This is a genomic window from Streptomyces sp. NPDC056231 (genome assembly GCF_048270745.1).
In the GTDB taxonomy this organism is placed as follows: Bacteria; Actinomycetota; Actinomycetes; order Streptomycetales; family Streptomycetaceae; genus Streptomyces.
Genome location: NZ_JBLVKW010000109.1, coordinates 1 through 19,497, shown reverse-complemented (window position 1 = coordinate 19,497; position 19,497 = coordinate 1). Strand labels below are relative to the sequence as shown.

Genomic DNA, 19,497 nt, shown 5'->3' with positions numbered 1-19,497 from the left:
GGTGGAGGCTGATCAGCCTCCACCGGACCCCTTCGCCATGTATGTCAGAGCGCGCCGAGTGCCTGACTGATGGCGTCGGCGGCCTCGATGACCTCGCGTACGAGGGCGAGGCGCTGCCCCTCGGAATCGGTGCGGTCCCCGAGCAGCGAGGTCGGGCCCCACAGGGAGATGGCGGCGACGACGTCCCCCGAAGCGTCGCGGACGGGCGCGGCCAGGGACGCGCGGCCCAGGGCGCGCTCCTCGGCTTCGACGGCGTAACCGGTGCGCCGGACGGTGTCGATCTCGGTGTCGAGGAGGTCGTGACTGGTGGTCGTGTACTCGGTGTGCGCGTCGAGAGGTTCTCCCAGCAGTTTGCGACGCTCTTTGGGGGCGAGACCGGTGAGCAGACACTTGCCGATGCTCGTGGCATGCAGCGGGGCGGTGTGTCCGGCCTGCGTATAGGACTTGGGGGCGCGCATGCCCTCGAAATTGCACAGGAACATCAGCTCGGTACCGCGGCGTACGGCCACGTTGGCCCCGAGCCCGGTGCGGGTGGCGAGGTCCTGGAGCACCATGCGGGCGGCCCGGTGCACGGGGTGGCGGTTGGTGGCGGTGGCGGCGAGGGGGAGGAGGCCGAGGCTGAGCCGGTAGAGGTTGCTGACCGGATCGCGTTCGACCATGTCGAGGCGTTCCAGGGTGGACAGCAGGCGAGAGGTGGTCGACGAGCCCAGTCCGGTGAGCTCGGCGACGTCGGAGACACGGAGTTCGGCCCGACCGGAGTCGAGCGCGCGCAGCACCGAGACCGCTCGTTCGACGCTCTGGTTCGTCCCGACATCAGTCGCCCGCGTAGCCATGACCCTCCTCGTTTTGCAAATCGCTTGCACAATCTGCATCAGCATATCGCGCATGATCGACGCCCGTACCTGAAATCAGCGACAGTGGCAGTTCCGCGACGTCACCCGGGCGCCGGACGCGGCGCCTCGGCCTGGTGAACCCAGCCGCGCGGGAGGCGGTCAAGCGGTAGGGCGCGATACCACCACTCAGTCCGCCCCCGACAGAAAGCGTCGCTGGACCTCTTCCAGGGCCGCGGTTTCGGCCCGCTCGTCCGGGTGGTCGAAGTGCCCCGCCCGAAGAACGAAGAGTTCGCGCGGCCCGGCCAGTGCGTTGTGTATCGCGAACTGCCCCGGTGGGGGTACCGCCGGATCGAACAGGGCGGCACCCACATGCACTGGGATGTGAAGGTGCCGGGCCGCTGTCGCGGCGTCGAAGTACGCCAGGACGTCCAGCACCGAGGGCTCCTCGGCGAGCCGGGTACGCACCGACTCTCCGCTGCCCGTGCACGGCAGTGTCACCCGGAGCGGATGGTTTCCGAAGGTCGGCACCGTAAGGCCGGCAGCATGGAAACGGTCGTCCCAGGGGAGCGCCAACGCCCCGATGCCGCCGCCGAAACTCGTGCCCAGGTACGTCAGCCGCCCGGCGGCCTCCGGCACCAGCCGCAGCAGTGCGGTGGCCGCACACCAGACATCCGCCACGCACCCGCCGATGAGGTACGACTCCCGGGCGCCGATGCCGTGCAGAACGTGCCCCGCCGAGACCGAGGGGACGCCGGGCAGCAGGCTCCGCGTTCCGAGCCCGCGCAGGCAGGGCCAGATGGTCGCAGTCCCCGGCGGGGGTTGCCAGGGGTCCGGGGCCTCCCGGCCTCCGTATCCGTGTGTTGCCACACAGCCCTGCGTAACGCGGCCATCGGCAGGGACGGTCAGCCACCCGCCGATACGGACGCCGTCGGCGGATGTGTACGAGACGTCGGCGACCCGCATACCGTCCACCGTGGCCCAAGGTCCCTCGATCCGAGGCGCCGGGTCGACACGTAGCGCACTCGCGTAGCGCTCCTGCCAGAAGTCGGCGAAGCCGTCCGGCCCTGGCGGAGCCCCCACCGCAAGGAGACGCGGCAGGTCGTAGCCGTAGGTGGGGTCGAACGGCAAATCATGCTGAAGCGAGCTGAGTTCACTGCCGTCTGAGGTGAGCGGATGGGTGGACAAGATCTCTCCTTGTTCGGTGTGCGAAGCGACCAGCACGCCCTTTTGGAACAGCTCTCGACATGACGTACCCCGTCCTGCCGGCGCTGAGCCCCCGGTACGGGCTTGACCTGCCGACTCAACGGTCACGTCCCTCTGGGCGGTGTAGTCACGGCAGCTGTTTCGATCAGGGCGGCGGCGAGTCGGTCCAGGGGCGGCGGGGTTGGGGAAGACCTGGATGACGTCGGTCCGTCGTTCGATCTCCCGGTTCAGGCGCTCCAGTGGATTCGTCGACCAGATCTTCTTCCAGTGCGCGGGTGGGAAGTACGCGAACGCTGTGATGTCTCCGGCTGCCTCCAGCAGCATGGCCTTGACCGAGGGGAAAACTGCCGTGCGAGCATGTCGCCCACCTCGTCCAGCTGATTGCGGACGGCCTGGGCGAAGATCGTGCGGATGGTCGCGGCCACCAGGCCGCTGTGCGAGTCGCAGATCACCAACTGGACGTGGTCCAGGACGTGGGTCCGCAGACGGCGTGGGAACTCGGTGCAGAACGGCTTCGACTCGCTGTCGCCGACCATCAGCCCGAGGACCTCGCGGTTCCCGCCGGCGGAATCCCCGTCACGTCTTCATCGCCTGCGAGACAATACGGTGGTTCACCTGCGCCTTGCAACAGGTCGCGGCTACTGAACTTGAATCCGTGATGTCGGTCTGACCGGCGCGGATGTGGTGCTGGTGTCCGGCTCGAAGGGGGTCGACCAGCGGGCGTCCAGACCGGTGTCGGCGAGGCAGCCAGCAGGTCGGCGCGGCGCAGCTCGGTCAGCAGGGCGGCGTGCAGGCGGGGCCAGACGCCGTCCTCGGTCCAGTCCAGCAGTCGGCGTCAGGCCGTCACCCCGGAGCAGCCCACGGTCTCTGCGGGGACGTCGCGCCAGGCGACACCGGTCCGCAGCACGTACATGTCGCCGGCGAGTGCCCTTCGGTCGGGAACACGCAGCCGTCCAGAGTAGCGGTGGTGCCGTTCGGGAATGGGCGACAGCAGCGGGGGCACCCGCTCCCACAGATCGTCAGGAACAAGATCAGCGTGCACGCCGGACACCCTGCCGACCCAGATCGCCGAATGCAAGACCGGCAGGTCAAGCACTCTGAACGATCAGCAAAACAGGCCTGCAAGGCAGGGGGAAGCGGGGCGTCAGCACGTGACGTGAAACTCGTTCCCGCCGGCGTCGAGGAACTCGCCAGGTTCCCAGTCGCGATGCGCGACCTCCAAGCGCAGCCTGTTCCGCGCCGTCTTCAGCGCCGCAGGCGGCCCCATCACCAGCGAGACCGTGCTGGTGGGGCTCCGGCGCAGCCGGACACCCCAGTCGTGGGACTCGACCGCCTGCCAGTCGGCCCGGGACTGCCAGAAGGCCAACTGCGCATAGCGGTCCTCTTCGGAGACGTCGAGGCAGATCGCGACGAGGCCGGAGTCGGCGAGCACGCCGGGGTGGCCGGGACGCAGTACGCAGAACTCGTTGCCCTCCGGATCGGCCAGCACGTCCCATGGGACGTCCCCCTGGCCGATGTCGACCCGCGTCGCACCGAGTGCGAGCAGGCGCGCCACCTCGGCCTCCCAGCCCGGCCCTCCGGCCAGGTCGAGGTGGAGTCGGTTCTTGTGCGCCGCCTTCGGCTTCACGGTCGGCACGAACCGCAACTGCAGGCCGCCCGTCCGGCCCTGGGTCGCGTCCAGCCAGAAGCGATTCATGCGCGCGACATCCAGCGCGTCGATCACGATTCCGGTCAGCATCCCGTTCCCCCTCAAGCCGTCGAACCCGTCGCCTGCTCATTGTCGCTGCCGCTGCCGGCGTCAGTGCTGGGTCCCAGGTCGGGAACACGCAGCCGCCCGGGGTAGCGGTGGCGCCGTTCGGGAGCGGGCGGCAGCAGCGGGGCCACCCGCTCCCACAGGTCGTCAGGAACCAAATCAGCACGCACCCCGGACACCCTGCCGACCAAGATCGCCGAGCACAGGACCCGCAGCGAATCTCATTCTGAAGCGATCAATTAAGGCTTGTCCCGTAATGATCTTCGATGTATCTGGACAGTGGTCGCTACTGGCGAGACCAGATGCCCGGTCAGGCTTTGTGGACTCGGGAGTGCAGATGCATGTCGTGCCAGCCGTCGGCGTGGAGCAGCGCCTGGCGTCGTACGCCTTCCAGGGCAAAGCCAGTCTTCTCTGCGATGCGGCAGGATGCGACGTTCAGCGTTGAGTGGCCGAGTTCGAGTCGGTTGAAGCCGGCTTCTTCCAGTGCCCAGCTCGCCACTTGGGCCACTGCCCGGGAGCAGACCCCCTTGCCACGAGCCTCCGGGGTCGTCCAGTAGGAGATCTCTGCTTGGCCTCCGGTCATGATGATGGACTGGAGGGAGACCCGCCCGAGAAGCGTGCTGCCGTCGGCATCGACCACGGCCCAGTGGCAGGCGGTCTCAGTCTCCCAGCCACGTCGCCACTGTTTGATCCACTCTTGGGCTTCGTCTTCGGAGTCCGCCTTGCGCAGGTGCCAGCGTTGGATCGCCTGGTCCTGGAAAGCTCGGGTGACGGCGGCTGCGTCGGGTGGCAGCCACGGCCGCAGCAGCAAGTCGTCGTCGATCGGCAGCGCCGGCTGGGCAGAGGCGTTGAGGATGCCAGGGGACATGACTGGAGTGACCAGGGAAGGCATGGTCGACATCATGGCAAGTCCGGCCCTGTGCCCGCGGGTAATCGTACAGACGTGCGGGGCAGTAGTGTCAGGAGACGCTCCGCTGGTAGGTCCACATCTCGGCCATCTGACCGTCGTTGAGGCGGATCAACCAGATGAGATGGGTGTCGATGATGCCAGGGTGGCTTTCGTGGCCGACGCCGCCGATCACTGAAAGCAGGTCGTCGGTGCCGAGGATCGTGTCGATGTGGAAGCGGAGTCCCGGTCGGCTGGCGTGGATATGCGTGACGCTGCGTTGAACGTCAGCGGGCCCGGATATCTCTGGGTGGGCATGGTCGGCCCAGTGGGAACTCAGCACCTCCGGAGCGATCGAGGTGTCGCCTGTGTTCGACATCTGAAAGTACCGCTGCACGATGTGGTGTGAGTCGTGGCTGTGCGCGTCCATCGGGTTCTCCTTCGCTGCGGCGGCTGGCAGCTTGCGATAGGAACCGTAAGATCACGCGGCGCGTGTGTCTGCCCGATCGCTCAAAACGTCCATCCCGAACAGTCAACCCCTACCCGGTGACGGTGAGATTGTGCAGGCGAGCGACGCCGAGCATGGCGTGATGGACGCCATCGCCTTTGAGGCGGCAATCTCGCAGGATCTTCCAGCACTTCGTGCGCGCGAAGACGTGCTCGACACGCGCCCGGACCTGTTTGTGTGAGGTGTTGTGCGACTTCTGCCAGTCGGACAGATCTTGGCCTTTGCGGCGGCGGTGCGGCATCACCAGGCCGGTGCCCGGATATCCGCCGTCGGCGATGGTCGTGGTGGCACCGACGGCGTCCTTCGCGCCAGATTCTTCCCATGCCTTGCAGTCGTGCGGTTGCCGGGCAGCGGCCGGCCGATGACCACGACGAGCCGGGTACCGGCGTCGATGACGACTTGGTGGTTCGTGGAGTACCGATAGTTCTTCGATTGCTCGGCCACCAAGTGGTCGCGGGTAGGCACCAGGGTGCCGTCCACGATCAGCACGGTGCCCTGGTGGAACCGCTGCCTGGGCTGGAGGGCAAGTTTGGGCCCGATATGGTCGATGATCCGGTCGGCGGCGGACTTGGAGATACCGAAGAGCGGGGCGAGTTGCCGCAGGGTCAGGTTCGTGCGCCAGTATGCGGCGACCAGCAGGCCCCGATCCTCCAACGGCAGTCCCCACGGAGGGCCTTTGCGAATCGGGTCCGCGCCCCCACGTCGCAGCGCGGTGGTCAGCCTGCCGAACTGCTGCGGGGTCAGCCCGGCGAACGGCGCTATCCAGGACGGTTCCGACGCCGTGATCACACCAGTCACGCCAAGATCATTTCACCGAAGCCGGCAGCTGCGGCACGGCTGGAACGTGCAGGCTCAGCTCGCCGTCGCTGTCCGAACCCGAAAGGCGACCAGCACGGCTCCCGCCAGACGACTCATCCCACGCCGGAATCGAGGTGTGTCGATTGCCGTGCACGCGACTGCGACCATCGAAGCCCAGAAGAGCAGCCACACCAGCACGACCACTATGTGCGCGACCGCAAGCATGGCGATCTGCGGCGCGATGGAGCGGCTGGAGGTCAGGAATTGCGGGACCAGGGTGAGATAGACCGACGCTGCTTTCGGATTGAGGACGTTGGACCACAACCCTTTGCCGAAACACCCGAGTTGAGCCCATGGCAGGCGCCATCGCCTGCGTGCCGTTGGTTCGACGCCTCGACGCGCTGAACGCCACATCGCCACGCCCAACCAGATGAGATAGATGCCGCCCACGAGCTTCACCACGGTGAGCGCGCGAGCCGACGACATGACCAGGGCGGACAGGCCCACCGCGGCAAAGGCCGCGTGGACCAGGAGCCCGCATGCCGAGCCCAAGGCGGCGCGTACGCCGTCGGACCGCGAGCCCGCGATCACCTGCTGCGTGACCAGCGTGAAACTCGTACCGGGAATCAATGTCAGGGGTGTGACTGCAGCCACGAAGCCGAGTGCCAGATGCCACTGCACGCAACGAGCCTACGCAACAGGCGGGCGCCAAACCTCCAGTTGCCCTGACCGGTTCGAGCCAAGCCTGACCGGGACAACCCGCACCTGCACTGACTTGGAGATCGTTTACGGGACAGCCCTTAGTGAGCCCCGGCCAGACGCCCGCCTGCACCACCTACGAGGCGGCCGGTCCGGGGGTGGCTACGCCGACGTGGCGACGGCGGAGCTGGGTCCAGCGCGGCAGGGACTGGCGGTGGTGGGCAGGCGGGTTCCTCCAGGGCGGCGGTCAGTTCGTCCAACCTCGCCTGTGCTGCGGCCAGCTTGAGGCGGTTGGCGCGGGCGAGTCGCCCCCGCGCGACCTACATCGACGCAGCATCAGTCACGAAATGCAGCTGCCGTGCTGGTGGAGTCGCGTGGGGGAATGGGACGCCGCATCTCCTCGTATCCGCTCACGTACTCCATGTGCTGCACGCCGATGAAATGGTCGAACACGATGCTGGTGGTAGTAGCGGCCACAGGGCCCGTACTGAGCCTCGTGGCGACGAAGTCGCGCAGTTGCGCGCTCGAGGTACACGCCACATGGATCAGGAAGTCGTCCGGGCCACCCATGAAGAACACATTGAGTACCTGTGGGAATCGAATGACACGGCCCGCATAGGACTTCACCTGATCCCGGGCCTGGGCCTGGAGTCGTACGAACACGATGGCCTGGATCGGGAACCCGAGCGCCTCGTAGTTCACGAAGGTATTGATCGACCTGATGACACCCAGATTCTCAAGCCGTTTGATCCGGGCGTGGCACGTCGACGGGGCGATGCCGGCCTTGCGTGACAGGTCGTTGTTGGACATCCGGCCGTCCGTAGTCAGTTCCCAGAGCAGGATCTCGTCGATCTCGTCAATCTTGATCTCCCGGGACCGCTCGTTCACGTAGCGCTGCATTGGTGACCTCCTCGTCCACAGCCTGGGCCGCCGAGCCGCGGTCTGTCCGCGATACAGCAGGACTTTCGGACTTACGTGGGCAGTTTCGACCAAGGGTGAAAAGTCTGCCTAAATCAAGCGTAATTCCGAAGGATTTTCATAATCAGCGACGTCTCGTCGAAGGATCTACCAACCTGGGCATGAGGTCAACCCGGGAGGGTCGGCGTGACGCACGCCACACGTCTTTCGCTGCAACGCGATTCGGCGGCGCCCACCGCTACCCACCTGACACCGTCACGACCCTGCAAGGGAGCAGCAATCCAGTGATTCCACCCAAGGGAACGCCCGAACGGAAGGCACAGCTCGACCAGTTGGCCGACCGCGCGAAGTTCATCCGGCTCGAAACGGTGCGGCTCTCCAAGATCGCCGGGGCGGGCCACTACACATCCTCGTTCTCGGCCGCGGAGCTGTTCGCCGCCCTGTACTACTCGGTGCTCAATTACAAACCGGCGGAACCGAGGTGGGTGGACCGGGACCGGTTCGTGCTCAGCAAGGGGCACGCCGCGATCGGGCTGTACCCGGTGCTGGCCGACGTGGGCTTCTTCGCCCCGTCCGAACTTGACACCTACACGCGCCTTGGCAGCCCGTTCGGTGACCACCCTGACATGAAGAAAATCCCCGGCATCGACTTCAGTTCGGGTTCGCTCGGCCACGGGCTGTCGATCGCCGTCGGCATCGCGCTGGGCGGGCGCGTCGGCGACCGGCCCTATCGGACCTTCTGCATGCTCGGCGACGGCGAACTGCACGAGGGGCAGGTCTGGGAGGCGGCCAACGCCGCCGGCCACTACCGGCTGGGCCGGCTCGTCGCGATCGTCGACCGCAACAAGCTGTGCATCGACGGCTTCACCGACGACGTGATGAGCGTCGAGCCGATCGAGGACCGCTTCAACGCATTCGGCTGGCAAACCCACCGGGTTGATGGCCACGACTTCGACGCTCTGCTCGACGTGTTCGACGCACTGCCCAATGTGCAAGATGGCCCACCGCAGCTCATCGTGGCGGACACGGTGAAGGGCCGCGGTGTGCGACTCATGGAATACAACCCCGACTGGCACGTCGGCAACCTCGTCGGTGCCGACTACGACAACGTGATCGCGGAACTGCAGGCGGGTCTGCGGCCGCTGGAGGCTGTAAATGACTGAGAGGCAGGACCAGGCAGAAATCTTCGGCGGTGGCGCGGCCAAGCTGCGCGACAAGCGCTCCTTCGACGGCAGCGACGTCAGCTCCATCCCGGCGTTCGTGTTCGGCGAAGAGCTCGCCGAACTCGCCGACAACGACCCCCGCATCATCGTGCTCACTGCCGACCTCGCCAGTGCGAACCGGGCCACCGACTTCGCTGCGCGGCACCCTGAACGCTTCTTCAATCTGGGCATCGCCGAGAAGGGGATGATCACCACCGCGGCAGGCATCGCATCGTGCGGCTACGTGCCGTTCGCCGCGACGTTCGCGTCATTCTCGGCGTTGTTGTGCGCGGAGCAGATTCGCACCGACTGCGCCTATCCGCGGATGCCGGTGCGTATCGTCGGCCACCACTCCGGCATGTCGATGGGGTTCTATGGCACCAGTCACCACGCCCTGGAAGATCTTGGTGTCCTGCGCACGTTTGCCGAACTGACGGTGGTGTGCGCGACCGACGAGAACCATCTGCGCGCGGTGTTGCGGGCGTCGGTGGACCATCCCGGCGCGATGTACATCCGGCTCGGCCGCGGTCGCGATCCCGAGGTCTACGCCGGAGTCCCTGATATTACGCTGGGCAAGGCGATCCGGCTGCGCGAGGGCGCAGACCTGACGATCGTGGCCACTGGCAGCGAGGTCAAACCCGCTCTGGACGCCGCGGAATCCCTTGCCGCGCAAGGCATCAGCGCGCGCGTCGTCGACATGCACACCGTGGCCCCGCTGGACGTCGACGAGGTGCTGGCCGCGGCGCGTGATACCGGCGCCATCCTGACGGTTGAGGAGCACAACGTCACCAACGGGCTTGGCACGGCCGTCGCAGAGGCACTTTTCGAAGGTGGCGCACGCGCGGTGCCGTTCTACAAGCACGGCGTGCCCGACGAATACATCCCCGTCGGTCCGCCCGCCGCGCTGTACGCGAAATACCGTCTCGACGCCCCCGGCATCGCGGAGGTCGCTAAGGAGCTGCTCGCATGATCAACAAGAACGACACCCGCTTGGCCAAGCGGTCCCAGACAGTGATCCCCGGCGGGATCTACGGGCACATGGCCGTGCGGGGGTTCTCCGACACGTTGCCGCAGTACATGGCCTACGGCAACGGCTGCCGCATCACCGACACCGATGGCAACACGTACATCGACTTCATGTGCGGGTGGGGTCCGATCGTGCTCGGACACCGCCACCCCACGGTGGAGCGGGCGGTGGCCGAGCAACTCGGGCGGGGCGACTGCCTGAACGGCGCACCGCCGGTGATGGTGGAACTCGCCGAGCTCCTGGTCGACACCGTTGCGCACGCCGACTGGGCGCTGCTGGCCAAGAACGGCACCGACGCCACCACTGTGTCGGTGACGATCGCGAGGGCGGCAACCGGACGGCGCAAAGTGCTGATGGCGAACGGCGCCTATCACGGTGCAGTGCCGTGGTGCACGCCCGTCACTGCGGGCGTCACTCCAGAGGATCGTGCGCATCTTGACTATTTCGATTTCAACAACCTGGAGTCGGTGCGCGCCGCTGCAGCGCGGGCCGGCGACGACCTGGCTGCCATCATCGTCTGCCCACACCGGCACGACGTGAACAACGATCAGGAGCTGACGGATCCCCAGTTCGCGCGCGGACTACGTGAGCTGTGCGACCGCATGGGTGCCGCGCTGATCCTCGACGACGTCCGCTGCGGCTTCCGGCTCGACATCGCGGGTAGCTGGGAACCGATGGGCGTGCGGCCCGACCTGTCGGCATGGTCGAAGGCCATCGCGAACGGGTATGCGCTGGCGGCGGTGACCGGCACCGATGCTTTCCGGGACGCGGCGAGTCGGATCTTTACGACGGGCTCGTTCTGGTTCTCTGCGGCGTCAATGGCGGCGGCTGTCGCCACCATCACCGAGCTGCGCGAAAGCGATGCGCTGGAGCGCATCGCGCGGGCGGGGCAGCGGCTGCGCGACGGGCTCGCCGCACAGGCGTCGGCGCATGGGTTCGAGGTGATTCAGTCGGGTCCGGTGCAGATGCCGCTGCTGCGGTTCGCCGGTGACGACGACTTCACATTGACCCGGCGTTGGACCGACGAGGCAGGCGCACGCGGGGTGTACGTGCACCCGTACCACAACTGGTTCCTCGGGGCCTCTCACACCGATGCCGATATCGACGAAGCCCTCGAGCGCACCGACGGCGCGTTCGCGGCACTCACCCGCTGATGAAGATCACCGGAGCGGTGCTGGAAGAGTCTGGCCGTGCAAGACCTTTTGCAAAGTCACGCCCGATCACGGTCGGCGAAGTCGAGCTCGGCGAGCCAGGTCCGACCGAGATCCTCGTCAAGGTCGAGGCGGCCGGTGTGTGCCATTCGGATCTGAGCGTGGTCGACGGAAATCGCTTGCGGCCCACCCCGATGCTGCTCGGCCATGAGGCCGCGGGCATAGTGGTGGCCGTGGGTGCGGCGGTTACCGACATCGCACAGGGCCAGCGTGTGGTGATGTCGTTTGTGCCCCGTTGCGAACGGTGCGAGGCGTGTGCGGAGGACGGCCGCCTGCCGTGTTCGGCAGGCACGGCCGCCAACAACGCGGGCACCCTGCTGCACCAATCGCGCCACCTGCGTCGGGGTGCCGAGATCGTCCACCACCACCTCGGGGTGTCTGGCTTTGCCACGCACGCTGTTATCGACCGTGCATCGGCCGTTCGTGTCGGGGCCGATATCCCGCCCGATGTCGCGGCGGTGCTCGGATGCGCGGTCCTCACTGGCGGCGGCGCCGTGCTCAATGTCGCGAAGCCGGCACCCTCGGATTCGGTGATGGTCGTCGGGCTCGGAGGCGTCGGCATGGCCGCGGTCATCACGGCGAAAGCACAAGGCGTCGAGCGGGTCATCGCCGTCGACACCATCGCCGCGAAGCTCGATCAAGCGACCGATCTCGGCGCGACGGAAACCTACACGCCTGCGCAGGTCGAGCGGCTAGGTATCAAGGCCCGGTACGTCGTCGAATGCGCAGGACACCCCAGCGCATTCGAAACCGCCTTCACCGCCACGCAATCGGGAGGTACGACGATCACCGTCGGGTTGCCTTCCCCAGCCGCGCGCGCGTCGCTGTCCCCGCTGACCATCACCGCCGAAGCCAGAACTGTGATCGGAAGCTATCTCGGCTCTGCCATGCCGTCCCGCGACGTCCCCCGCTACGCGCAGATGTGGCGGGACGGGAAACTGCCTGTGGAGAAACTCATTTCGTCGCGGATCGAGCTGGGCCAAATCAACGAGGCGATGGACCTGCTCGCGGACGGCCTGGCCATCCGGCAGGTGATCGTGTTCGACACGGCCTGATTCCTACAAAATCGGCACCACCTTCGGATTTCGTTCGCCGACCAAATGTGGTCTGCATCGCAGTCGGGACACCTGCCGTACGAGATCACGAAAACACCTCTGACACAAAGTTATTGAGCCACTCCGTGGCAGCCCTGTCATCCCATCTCGAACCATGCAGCGGTGCGCCGCGCCTATGAGAGGAGCTCAGAGATGAGCACAGAGACCGAAACCCTTGTCCGGTATCGGATGTCGATCGCCGGACAGGACCGCGACAGTGCGTCCGGCGAGATCATCGAGGTTCGCAACAAGTTCGACGGTGTCGTCATCGGCACCGTCCCCGCAGGCACCGCCGACGACGCGCAAGCCGCTCTCGACGCGGCGCAGGGCGGCGCCGAAATCTGGTCTGCCACACCGGCATTCCGGCGGGTAGCAATCCTCAAGGCGGCGGCGGCGCAGATCCGCGCACGTCGCGACGAGCTCAGCTCTGTGCTGTCCGCCGAGAACGGCAAGACCATTGCGAACGCCTTCATGGAGATCGACACGACCGTCCGGATCTTCGAGGGCTTCGCCGAGGAGTCGCTGCGGCTGTTCGGGCAGACCGTCCCCCTCGACATCCAGGAAGGCCTGCAGACCGACCTGATGATCACTGTGCGCGAACCGCTCGGCGTCATGGTGGGCATCCTGCCGTTCAACTTCCCCGCCGAGCTGTACGCTCACAAGGTCGGCGCCGCCCTTGCGGCGGGCAACGCGATCGTGGTGAAGCCGCCGGAGGACGACCCTGTCGCGACGATCCTGCTGACTGAGATCCTGCATCAGGCGGGCGTGCCTGGCACCACACTTCAGCTGGTAACGGGGTACGGCGACGTGGTCGGCGACCACCTCTCGAAGAGCCCCGATATCGCCGCGGTAACCTTCACAGGCAGCACCGAGGTCGGCGCGATCATTGCGGCCAATGCCGGCCGCAATGTGGTGCGGGCGTTCCTGGAACTCAGCGGAAACGACGCATTCATCGTCTGCGACGACGCCGACATCGATGCTGCGGTCGACCACGCCGTTGCGGGGCGGATCTACGCCAACGGACAGGTGTGTGTCGCCACCAAGCGCATCATGGTCGCGCGCTCCCGCTACGACGACTTCCTTCTCAACTTGCGCGCCAGGGTGGAGGCTCTGCGCGTGGGCGACCAGACCGATGAGAACACCGACGTCGGGCCGCTGATCAGCGTCGACGCCGCCCGTGTGGTGGAACGCCAGATCCAGGAGGCGGTGGGTCAGGGCGCGCGCCTGCTTGTCGGTGGCACCCGCGACGGAGCGTTCATCACGCCCGCCCTGTTGGAGATCGACACGAGTGTAGGCATTGCCACCGACGAGGAGATCTTCGGCCCGGTGTTCTCCGTGCTGGCGGTCGACAGCCTCGACGAGGCGATCGAGATCGCCAATGCCTCGCAGTTCGGGCTCAACGCCGCGGTATTCACCGCCGATCTCAAGCAGGCGATCAGGGCCGGGCGCCGGATCAAAGCCGGCATCGTATCGGTCAACGGCGGCAACGCCTACCGACCGGACGTGGCCGCGTTCGGCGGGTACAAGAAGAGTGGTCTAGGCAGGGAGGGGATCGCCTACACCCTCGACGAGTTCACTCAGGTCAAGAGCATCGTGCTTCGCGGAGTCATCACCGAAGACTGAGTCGCGCGGTAGTCACACCGAAGATCCTTCGGAATCAGACCCTCGATCAGGAATCGCCGGTGTTACTTCGCGCGAGAGTTACGCAAATGTTGCACCGATCTTCCTCGAACGCTCCATCGCGCCGGTCTCGGTGTCATGTTTACCCCGACAAAGTCGTCAGGAAGTCACACACATGATCAGCTCACCGCAATCTCAATCGACGGCCACCGCCGTGGACCCGTCGCCCAGTGGCGCGGTCAAGCTGCACCGTGGGCTCGGCGTCGGGTCAATCGTGTTCATGGTCGTCGCCGCGGCCGCGCCTCTGGCCGTGGTGACCGCCAGTGTGCCGATCATCATCTCGGTCAGCGGTAGCATCGCAGCGCCACAGTTCTTTCTATTTGCGACAATCATCCTGGGGCTGTTCTCCGTCGGCTTCACGTCGATGAGCAAATACGTGCCAAACGCCGGCGCTTTCTACTCCTACATCCAGCGCGGACTGGGCAGACACGTCGGCGTTGGTGCGGCCGCGCTGGCGCTCGGGTCGTACGGGGTGATGCTCGTAGGCCTCTACGCGTATCTCGGGGTGGCCACGACAAAGCTGCTGACCGCCGTGCACATAGGCGCGCCGTGGTGGACCAGCGCCATCGGGTGGGTGTTGATCGTCGGCTTCCTCGGCTATCGCGATATCGAGTTGAGCTCGAAGGTGCTCGGGGTGCTGCTGGTCGCAGAGACGCTCGCCGTGGTGATCGTCGACATCGGGATCATCAGTCATGGTGGGCACGGCGGGCTCAGCCCCGCGCCGTTGTCGCCGTCCGCGTTCGTGACGGGCGCGCCGAGCCTCGGCCTGATGTTCGCGTTTTTCTGCTTCATCGGCTTCGAAGCCACCGCAGTGTTCCGCAATGAGGCAAAGGATCCGGACCGAACCATTCCGCGCGCAACGTATATCGCGGTGCTGTTCATCGGCGTCTTCTACGCGATCGCGGCATGGGCGGTGGTGCAAGGACTCGGCATCGGCAACGCCGTCGAGGTGGCCTCCAGGGAACCGGAGAGTGTCGTGCAGAGCTTGGCAGCCATGTACGTCTCGCCGATCCTGACCGACGTGATCCAGGTGTTGCTAGTGACCAGCTTCTTCGCCTGTGTGCTGTCGTTCCACAACGTCATCACCCGCTACCAATTCACGCTGGCTGCAAAAGGTTTGCTGCCGAAGGCCATCGCGGAGGTCGACGACAAGCACCACACGCCTTCACGGTCGTCGCTGGCCTTCACAGCGATCTCGCTGACCGCGATGGTGGCCGTCGCGGTGTTCGGCTGGGATCCGATTACACAGACCTACATGTGGTTCTCCGGCGCGTCGACGCTCGGCCTGATCGCGCTGATGGCGATGACCAGCCTTGCCGTGATTGTGTTCTTTCACACGAAGGCCCGTGGGCCCAGCATGTGGCATGCGGTGATTGCACCAGGGCTCGCATTCATCGGGCTCACCGTGATCCTGGTGCTGGTCATCGGAAATTTCGCACTGCTGGTAGGAAGCACAACCAACGCAATCGTTTTGGGCGGCATCATCACAGCGACGTTCGCCTTGGGGCTCGCCGTCGCCGAACGTATAAGGCGCGCCCATCCCGATCGTTACCAGGCGCTGGCCCAGGACGTCTGAGGGTTGTCCCGTAACTGCTGGTCATCTCCGACGGGAGACCGCCTGCGGCGGTCAGCCGAAGATGAGCTCGACGTCCTTGTCCAAGCAGTACTTCACCGATATCGACTACGTCGAACTCGACTACTGACAGGGGCGTATGCCTGGCGTGAGTGTGCCCGCATGTGAGCCGAAGCACGGTAGGTGTCACAAAGGCAGGAGTGTTGTCACTCGGGGTCGTCGACCGGCGTGTGCGGGTGAGCCGGGACACGATGGGTACAACCTGGCCACGTGTTGGAACCAGGGCTCATGAGGCTCCCGGCGGGAGTTGGGTGTCACAGGCATCCGGTTGGATGAGCGCATGACTGTCTATGACGTGGCCCGCCAGCTCCCCACCGTCGCCGTCCTTCGGGACCTGTGCCGTTCGTTGGCGATGCTCGATGCGATCCTGAGCCCGGACTGGGAAGGCCGCTACTACTCCTTGAACGCTGGTTGGGCCGACGGCGAGGAGATGGCCTCAATGCGCAACGGGTCGGGAGACGAGTACTCCATCGTGTTCTCGGCGGCTGGGGCCTATGTCCGCGGCTTCGGCCACGAATCGCCGATGAGTCCGTATGGCAACGATGGCGAGCCCTGGCCGGGAGTGATCGACGAGGTCCCTGAGCTCTTCAAGCCCTTCGTCGAGGAGCTGGCGTTCACCGACGAGGACGGCGTGCCCGTCGTGACAGCCTGCTTGTGGCGGGGGACGACGGACGATCGGTGGCACCACGGGACGATCGACTTCCCCGAGGGCGCTGTCGACCCTGACGGGGCGACGAGCCTGTTCGAGTTGCTGGTCGACCGTTCGCCGGAAGCATTCCAGCGCTTCGCGGAGGACTACTACGAGGTCTCCGTGGACCTGGGGATGGTGGGCCAGGTGTATGCCCTGCGGCCACTGAGCCAGGAAGCCGTGGCGTTGCTGAACCCTGAGATCAGCTTGGCGGACCTGGCTCAGGACATCTCCGAGATCGGCTATCCGCAGCCGGACCAGGGGTTGTGAGCTGCTGTCGCCCAGGCAGGCCGGTGTCGCCGCGATCGGTATCGAAGACCTCGACTTCACCACGGAGAAGACCCGGGAGAAGCATGGCCGCAGGAAGCGGTTCCGGCAGCTCATCTCCGGCATCCCGACCGGGAAACTCAAGGCCCGGCTGGTGTCGATGGCTACCGAACACGGCCTCGCGATCATCGCGGTAGATCCTGCCTACGCCTCCCACCGCACCATGTCCCGTCACGATGCCGCAGGTATCGCGATCGGACGACGCGCCCTCGGGCACCCGGTCCGGGATGGGGTATCCCCTGCTCGAACGGAGTTGAGAGCTTGGGGAAGGACGGCACCGCCCCCGCACGACCGGAGCGATCGTGCGGGGCATCGGACCGTCCAGGCCGGACCAGGTGACCGGGGGCGTGAGGGAACCCGCCCACCCGCAACGGACCGGCCCCCTGGAGGGCCGTCACCGAACGGGACGCGAAAGCGGGAACCCAGCGCATCCAACACCGTTCGGGATGCGCCCGGTACGCAGCAGTGGGTCCAGGACTCACTCACGCACACTGGTTAGGAACGGTTGTGCGCCACCGACTTCACTGCCGCTGACGGACTGTTCACCCTGGCCGTGGTCCTGACCTGTCGTCGCTGTGCCGCGCTCGACTGACCTCGGGCGGGCGGCGTCTCAGTCGGCGGCGGTGACGGGCGGGAGGGTGAAGGTGCCGTCGAAGACCGCGTCCTGGGGTTCGTACAGGCGCAGGATGGGCCGGAGAGGTCGTCCGGGCGGGGTGGGCAGCCAGTTGGCGCGGCGGTCGGGGTCGGGGGGGCTCGGTGGGCTGCAGGTAGAGGGACAGGGAGCCGTCGGCCGCGTAGGTCAGCTCGGGGGTGCGGTCGCCGATGGAGTAGCGGTCGGCGAGGTTGGCGACCAGGTAGTAGTCCGGCAGCGAGTACATGGTGATCGACCAGAAGGCGTCGACGGGCGGCAGCGTGCTGAAGCGCATGGTGTAGGCACGGCTGCCGTCCAGCTGTCGGCCGTCGCCGTCGACGAACGTCATGGCGTACGTGGCCTCGTAGCCGTGGTTGCCCCACAGCCCGGCGCGGGCGGCGGCGGCCCGGACCGTGCGGGCCTGCGCGCGGTCGGGGATGATCCAGCGCGGGTCGTGCTCGGTGCCGACGCTGAAGTGGTCCAGGTTGTAGTCGAAGGCGTGGTAGGTCAGCCGCCAGCCGTTTTGCTCGGGGCCGACGCCGTGCTGGGTGAACTGCTCCACCTGCTCCTTGCCCGCCCGCAGCCCGGCGCGCAGGGCTGCGGAGAGTGCCGCGTCCGCGCTGGTGTAGGGCGAGGCGGTCTCCAGCAGCCCCAGCGGCTGGAACTTCTGCTGGTAGTCCTGGTCGTCGGTGGCCGGCGGCAGCGCCCGCATCCACAGCCGCAGCTTCTCGAAGAACTCCAGGTCCTCGCCCACGCCCGCGCCGGGCTCGGGCAGCCCGGGCCCGGCGACGCCGGCCGGCTCCAGGGTGAGGGCCTGCTGCAGGGCGGCCACCGCAGGCAGGTCCTCGGCACCGTCCACGGCCCAGCGGCCGACGATCGTGCACAGGCGGGTGGACGCGGCGATCCGGGTCGCCCCGTCCGGCACGGCACCTTCCCAGCCGGGCGGGGTGATCAGGAAGGTTCCCGCACCGGTTCCGGTGGCCCGGCGCCCGACGTAGGCGAAGTTGTTCGTCCACGCGTCCGCGAACTGCAGCACGTAGTAGCGCCCGGCCGTGTCCGGCACCCGCAGCAGCAGTGGGCCCGCGCCCAGGTCCAGCTGCGCCATCGAGTAGACCGTGTCGTTGTTGATACTGACGAAGGTGTCCTCGGGCCCGGCGAGCCTGCCGGCGTGGCTGAAGGTGTTGAATGGGGCGGGCGCCATGCTGCCCATGCCTTGTGCGGTGAACCGCTGCACCTGTTCCAGGTTGAACACCAGCGGGTAGCCGTAGACGTACGCCTCGGCCGCCAGTACCTCAAGGTCCGACATCACATGCCCCGCATCGTTCGAAGACTCCGGTGTTCGGATCGTCACCCGGTATGGCCCCTCCCGCCAGCGGTCCGCTCCGGGCGCCGCGAAATGCCGCGGTCACCTGCAACGCTCCTCAGCACGGGATGGCGTCACTCGACAGCCCCGAAACTCCCTGACCACCGCATTCCGTCGGTGCCTCACTGACACCGCCCAGCCAGGGCCGCGTGGTCCTCACCCGGCCTGTCCCCGCTGCCCAGCGCGGAAGCATGAGGCGGGCCCCTGGCCGCGTCTTGTCAGAGAGGCGGCCCCCGGGGCCCGCATCCCACACGCTATCGAGGCCGCAGCCACGGCCCCTTCGGACACTCTGTCCCCCCTGGGCCGGTCACCCGGTCAGTGGCTCCCAATCACGCCGGAGTGGCTCCCAATCACAGCGGAGACCACCGGCCATGGTCGAGTACATCCCTGCCACGAACGGCCCAGTCCTGGCTCCCAAAAACGACGGCCCATCAGGTCGGGCAAAGCGGCGCAAGCCCCGGACGCGCGACCTCATACGGCACCCAAACTGCCTGCAGGCACGGTCCTCCGCTGCAGCGTCGCCCGTACGATGACCGCGTGACAGCCCGCCGCATCCTTGGCGCCGGACCCCCGGCCCCGCACAGCATCCGCGCCGCACAGGCCGACCTCCTCGACGCACTGCCCGGGGTCCGTCTCCCCGACCTGGACGAGATGCGAGCCCGAGGCGTACTCGGCGCCCACCCAGCGACGACTCCGGCCCCGCGGCGGACCCTCGGCGCCGGCGGCGGTGCCGACGAGGAACTGCCTCACCTCTCGACCTGACGCGCCTTCAACACTGGCCTAGTGTCAGCCCCCTGGTTAACGCCTTCCCAGGAGGACGTGGAGCAGGGTGACAACGGCAACTCCGACCAGCAGCGCAGTCCTGAAGGAAGGGCGCAGGAAGCCAAGGTACGTCGCCCCAGAGCGAGCTAGTGGCTCGTCACGCAGCCTTGGCCGGGTAATCAACGGTGATGCTCCTATCGTTGGTCAAACGGCAGCGAGCCACTCGCGGTAGGTGCTGGCGAAGGCGTCATCGCGGCGAAGGCCCCGCTCGATGTTGGAGA

General features: G+C 66.7%; 17 protein-coding genes and 5 pseudogenes. 9 read left to right on the top strand and 13 right to left on the bottom strand.

The window, feature by feature from the left end:
- Positions 1-44: 44 nt before the first annotated feature.
- From ACNPQM_RS40040 to ACNPQM_RS39990, 11 genes and pseudogenes are all read right to left on the bottom strand, one after another.
- Complete coding sequence (locus tag ACNPQM_RS40040) at positions 45-833, bottom strand: IclR family transcriptional regulator (RefSeq protein ID WP_358856192.1); 789 nt, start codon at positions 831-833, stop codon at positions 45-47.
- A gap of 186 nt (positions 834-1,019) precedes the next feature.
- Positions 1,020-2,018: an acetylxylan esterase gene (locus ACNPQM_RS40035; protein ID WP_418087843.1), complete on the bottom strand. Its 999-nt coding sequence runs from the start codon at positions 2,016-2,018 to the stop codon at positions 1,020-1,022.
- A 189-nt stretch (positions 2,019-2,207) separates the two neighbouring features.
- Positions 2,208-2,672 (bottom strand): annotated as a pseudogene (locus ACNPQM_RS40030) (transposase); the annotation flags it as partial.
- Positions 2,673-2,871: 199 nt separating this feature from the next.
- The gene (locus ACNPQM_RS40025; RefSeq protein ID WP_418087841.1) at positions 2,872-3,078 is read right to left on the bottom strand and encodes a transposase; all 207 of its coding nucleotides are present in this window, start codon (positions 3,076-3,078) and stop codon (positions 2,872-2,874) included.
- A 102-nt stretch (positions 3,079-3,180) separates the two neighbouring features.
- Positions 3,181-3,774, bottom strand: a complete 594-nt coding sequence (locus ACNPQM_RS40020) for a VOC family protein (protein WP_418087840.1) — start codon at positions 3,772-3,774, stop codon at positions 3,181-3,183.
- A gap of 77 nt (positions 3,775-3,851) precedes the next feature.
- Positions 3,852-3,959 (bottom strand): annotated as a pseudogene (locus ACNPQM_RS40015) (IS5/IS1182 family transposase); the annotation flags it as partial.
- A gap of 140 nt (positions 3,960-4,099) precedes the next feature.
- Positions 4,100-4,681 (bottom strand): GNAT family N-acetyltransferase, encoded by a 582-nt coding sequence (locus ACNPQM_RS40010; protein ID WP_418087839.1) that lies wholly within the window; start codon positions 4,679-4,681, stop codon positions 4,100-4,102.
- 67 nt (positions 4,682-4,748) lie between these two features.
- On the bottom strand, positions 4,749-5,105 hold the full coding sequence (locus tag ACNPQM_RS40005) for a nuclear transport factor 2 family protein (RefSeq protein WP_418087838.1): 357 nt from the start codon (positions 5,103-5,105) through the stop codon (positions 4,749-4,751).
- Between the two features lie 109 nt (positions 5,106-5,214).
- Positions 5,215-5,981, bottom strand: a pseudogene (locus tag ACNPQM_RS40000) (transposase).
- A 54-nt stretch (positions 5,982-6,035) separates the two neighbouring features.
- Positions 6,036-6,662: a LysE family translocator gene (locus tag ACNPQM_RS39995; RefSeq protein ID WP_418087837.1), complete on the bottom strand. Its 627-nt coding sequence runs from the start codon at positions 6,660-6,662 to the stop codon at positions 6,036-6,038.
- 354 nt (positions 6,663-7,016) lie between these two features.
- Positions 7,017-7,580 (bottom strand): Lrp/AsnC family transcriptional regulator, encoded by a 564-nt coding sequence (locus tag ACNPQM_RS39990; RefSeq protein ID WP_418087836.1) that lies wholly within the window; start codon positions 7,578-7,580, stop codon positions 7,017-7,019.
- Positions 7,581-7,675: 95 nt separating this feature from the next.
- On the opposite strand from ACNPQM_RS39990, the gene ACNPQM_RS39985 reads away from it, so the two are divergent.
- The 8 genes and pseudogenes from ACNPQM_RS39985 to ACNPQM_RS39950 all read left to right on the top strand — a co-directional run.
- Positions 7,676-8,761: a transketolase gene (locus ACNPQM_RS39985; RefSeq protein WP_418087835.1), complete on the top strand. Its 1,086-nt coding sequence runs from the start codon at positions 7,676-7,678 to the stop codon at positions 8,759-8,761.
- Positions 8,754-9,770 (top strand): transketolase family protein, encoded by a 1,017-nt coding sequence (locus ACNPQM_RS39980; protein WP_418087834.1) that lies wholly within the window; start codon positions 8,754-8,756, stop codon positions 9,768-9,770. Before ACNPQM_RS39985 ends, ACNPQM_RS39980 begins: the two co-directional genes overlap by 8 nt.
- The gene (locus ACNPQM_RS39975) at positions 9,767-10,981 is read left to right on the top strand and encodes an aminotransferase class III-fold pyridoxal phosphate-dependent enzyme (protein ID WP_418087833.1); all 1,215 of its coding nucleotides are present in this window, start codon (positions 9,767-9,769) and stop codon (positions 10,979-10,981) included. The genes ACNPQM_RS39980 and ACNPQM_RS39975 overlap by 4 nt, the downstream gene beginning before the upstream one ends.
- Positions 10,981-12,093, top strand: coding sequence for a zinc-binding dehydrogenase (locus ACNPQM_RS39970; protein ID WP_418087832.1), 1,113 nt, complete (start codon positions 10,981-10,983; stop codon positions 12,091-12,093). Before ACNPQM_RS39975 ends, ACNPQM_RS39970 begins: the two co-directional genes overlap by 1 nt.
- A gap of 228 nt (positions 12,094-12,321) precedes the next feature.
- Positions 12,322-13,755 carry an aldehyde dehydrogenase family protein gene (locus ACNPQM_RS39965; RefSeq protein ID WP_418087831.1) on the top strand — a complete coding sequence of 478 codons (1,434 nt, stop codon included), beginning with the start codon at positions 12,322-12,324 and terminating at the stop codon, positions 13,753-13,755.
- Between the two features lie 172 nt (positions 13,756-13,927).
- Positions 13,928-15,388 carry an APC family permease gene (locus ACNPQM_RS39960; RefSeq protein WP_418087830.1) on the top strand — a complete coding sequence of 487 codons (1,461 nt, stop codon included), beginning with the start codon at positions 13,928-13,930 and terminating at the stop codon, positions 15,386-15,388.
- A gap of 337 nt (positions 15,389-15,725) precedes the next feature.
- Positions 15,726-16,403: a hypothetical protein gene (locus ACNPQM_RS39955; RefSeq protein ID WP_418087829.1), complete on the top strand. Its 678-nt coding sequence runs from the start codon at positions 15,726-15,728 to the stop codon at positions 16,401-16,403.
- Between the two features lie 13 nt (positions 16,404-16,416).
- A pseudogene (locus ACNPQM_RS39950) lies at positions 16,417-16,959 on the top strand (IS200/IS605 family accessory protein TnpB-related protein); the annotation flags it as partial.
- A gap of 111 nt (positions 16,960-17,070) precedes the next feature.
- On the opposite strand, the gene ACNPQM_RS39945 reads toward ACNPQM_RS39950, so the two are convergent.
- Together ACNPQM_RS39945 and ACNPQM_RS39940 are read right to left on the bottom strand one after the other, a co-directional pair.
- The gene (locus ACNPQM_RS39945; RefSeq protein WP_418087842.1) at positions 17,071-17,181 is read right to left on the bottom strand and encodes a hypothetical protein; all 111 of its coding nucleotides are present in this window, start codon (positions 17,179-17,181) and stop codon (positions 17,071-17,073) included.
- Positions 17,182-17,281: 100 nt separating this feature from the next.
- Positions 17,282-18,292 (bottom strand): annotated as a pseudogene (locus tag ACNPQM_RS39940) (DUF1254 domain-containing protein); the annotation flags it as partial.
- Positions 18,293-18,991: 699 nt separating this feature from the next.
- On the opposite strand from ACNPQM_RS39940, the gene ACNPQM_RS39935 reads away from it, so the two are divergent.
- On the top strand, positions 18,992-19,216 hold the full coding sequence (locus tag ACNPQM_RS39935) for a hypothetical protein (RefSeq protein WP_418087828.1): 225 nt from the start codon (positions 18,992-18,994) through the stop codon (positions 19,214-19,216).
- Positions 19,217-19,497: the final 281 nt, after the last annotated feature.

Excerpts from the sequence above, each read along its gene's own strand:
- ACNPQM_RS40040 (WP_358856192.1), bottom strand. The coding sequence starts at position 833 with ATGGCTACGCGGGCGACTGATGTCGGGACGAACCAGAGCGTCGAACGA.
- ACNPQM_RS40020 (WP_418087840.1), bottom strand. The coding sequence starts at position 3,774 with ATGCTGACCGGAATCGTGATCGACGCGCTGGATGTCGCGCGCATGAAT.
- ACNPQM_RS40010 (WP_418087839.1), bottom strand. The coding sequence starts at position 4,681 with ATGCCTTCCCTGGTCACTCCAGTCATGTCCCCTGGCATCCTCAACGCC.
- ACNPQM_RS40005 (WP_418087838.1), bottom strand. The coding sequence starts at position 5,105 with ATGGACGCGCACAGCCACGACTCACACCACATCGTGCAGCGGTACTTT.
- ACNPQM_RS39990 (WP_418087836.1), bottom strand. The coding sequence starts at position 7,580 with ATGCAGCGCTACGTGAACGAGCGGTCCCGGGAGATCAAGATTGACGAG.
- ACNPQM_RS39980 (WP_418087834.1), top strand. The coding sequence starts at position 8,754 with ATGACTGAGAGGCAGGACCAGGCAGAAATCTTCGGCGGTGGCGCGGCC.
- ACNPQM_RS39975 (WP_418087833.1), top strand. The coding sequence starts at position 9,767 with ATGATCAACAAGAACGACACCCGCTTGGCCAAGCGGTCCCAGACAGTG.
- ACNPQM_RS39970 (WP_418087832.1), top strand. The coding sequence starts at position 10,981 with ATGAAGATCACCGGAGCGGTGCTGGAAGAGTCTGGCCGTGCAAGACCT.
- ACNPQM_RS39965 (WP_418087831.1), top strand. The coding sequence starts at position 12,322 with ATGTCGATCGCCGGACAGGACCGCGACAGTGCGTCCGGCGAGATCATC.
- ACNPQM_RS39960 (WP_418087830.1), top strand. The coding sequence starts at position 13,928 with ATGATCAGCTCACCGCAATCTCAATCGACGGCCACCGCCGTGGACCCG.
- ACNPQM_RS39955 (WP_418087829.1), top strand. The coding sequence starts at position 15,726 with ATGACTGTCTATGACGTGGCCCGCCAGCTCCCCACCGTCGCCGTCCTT.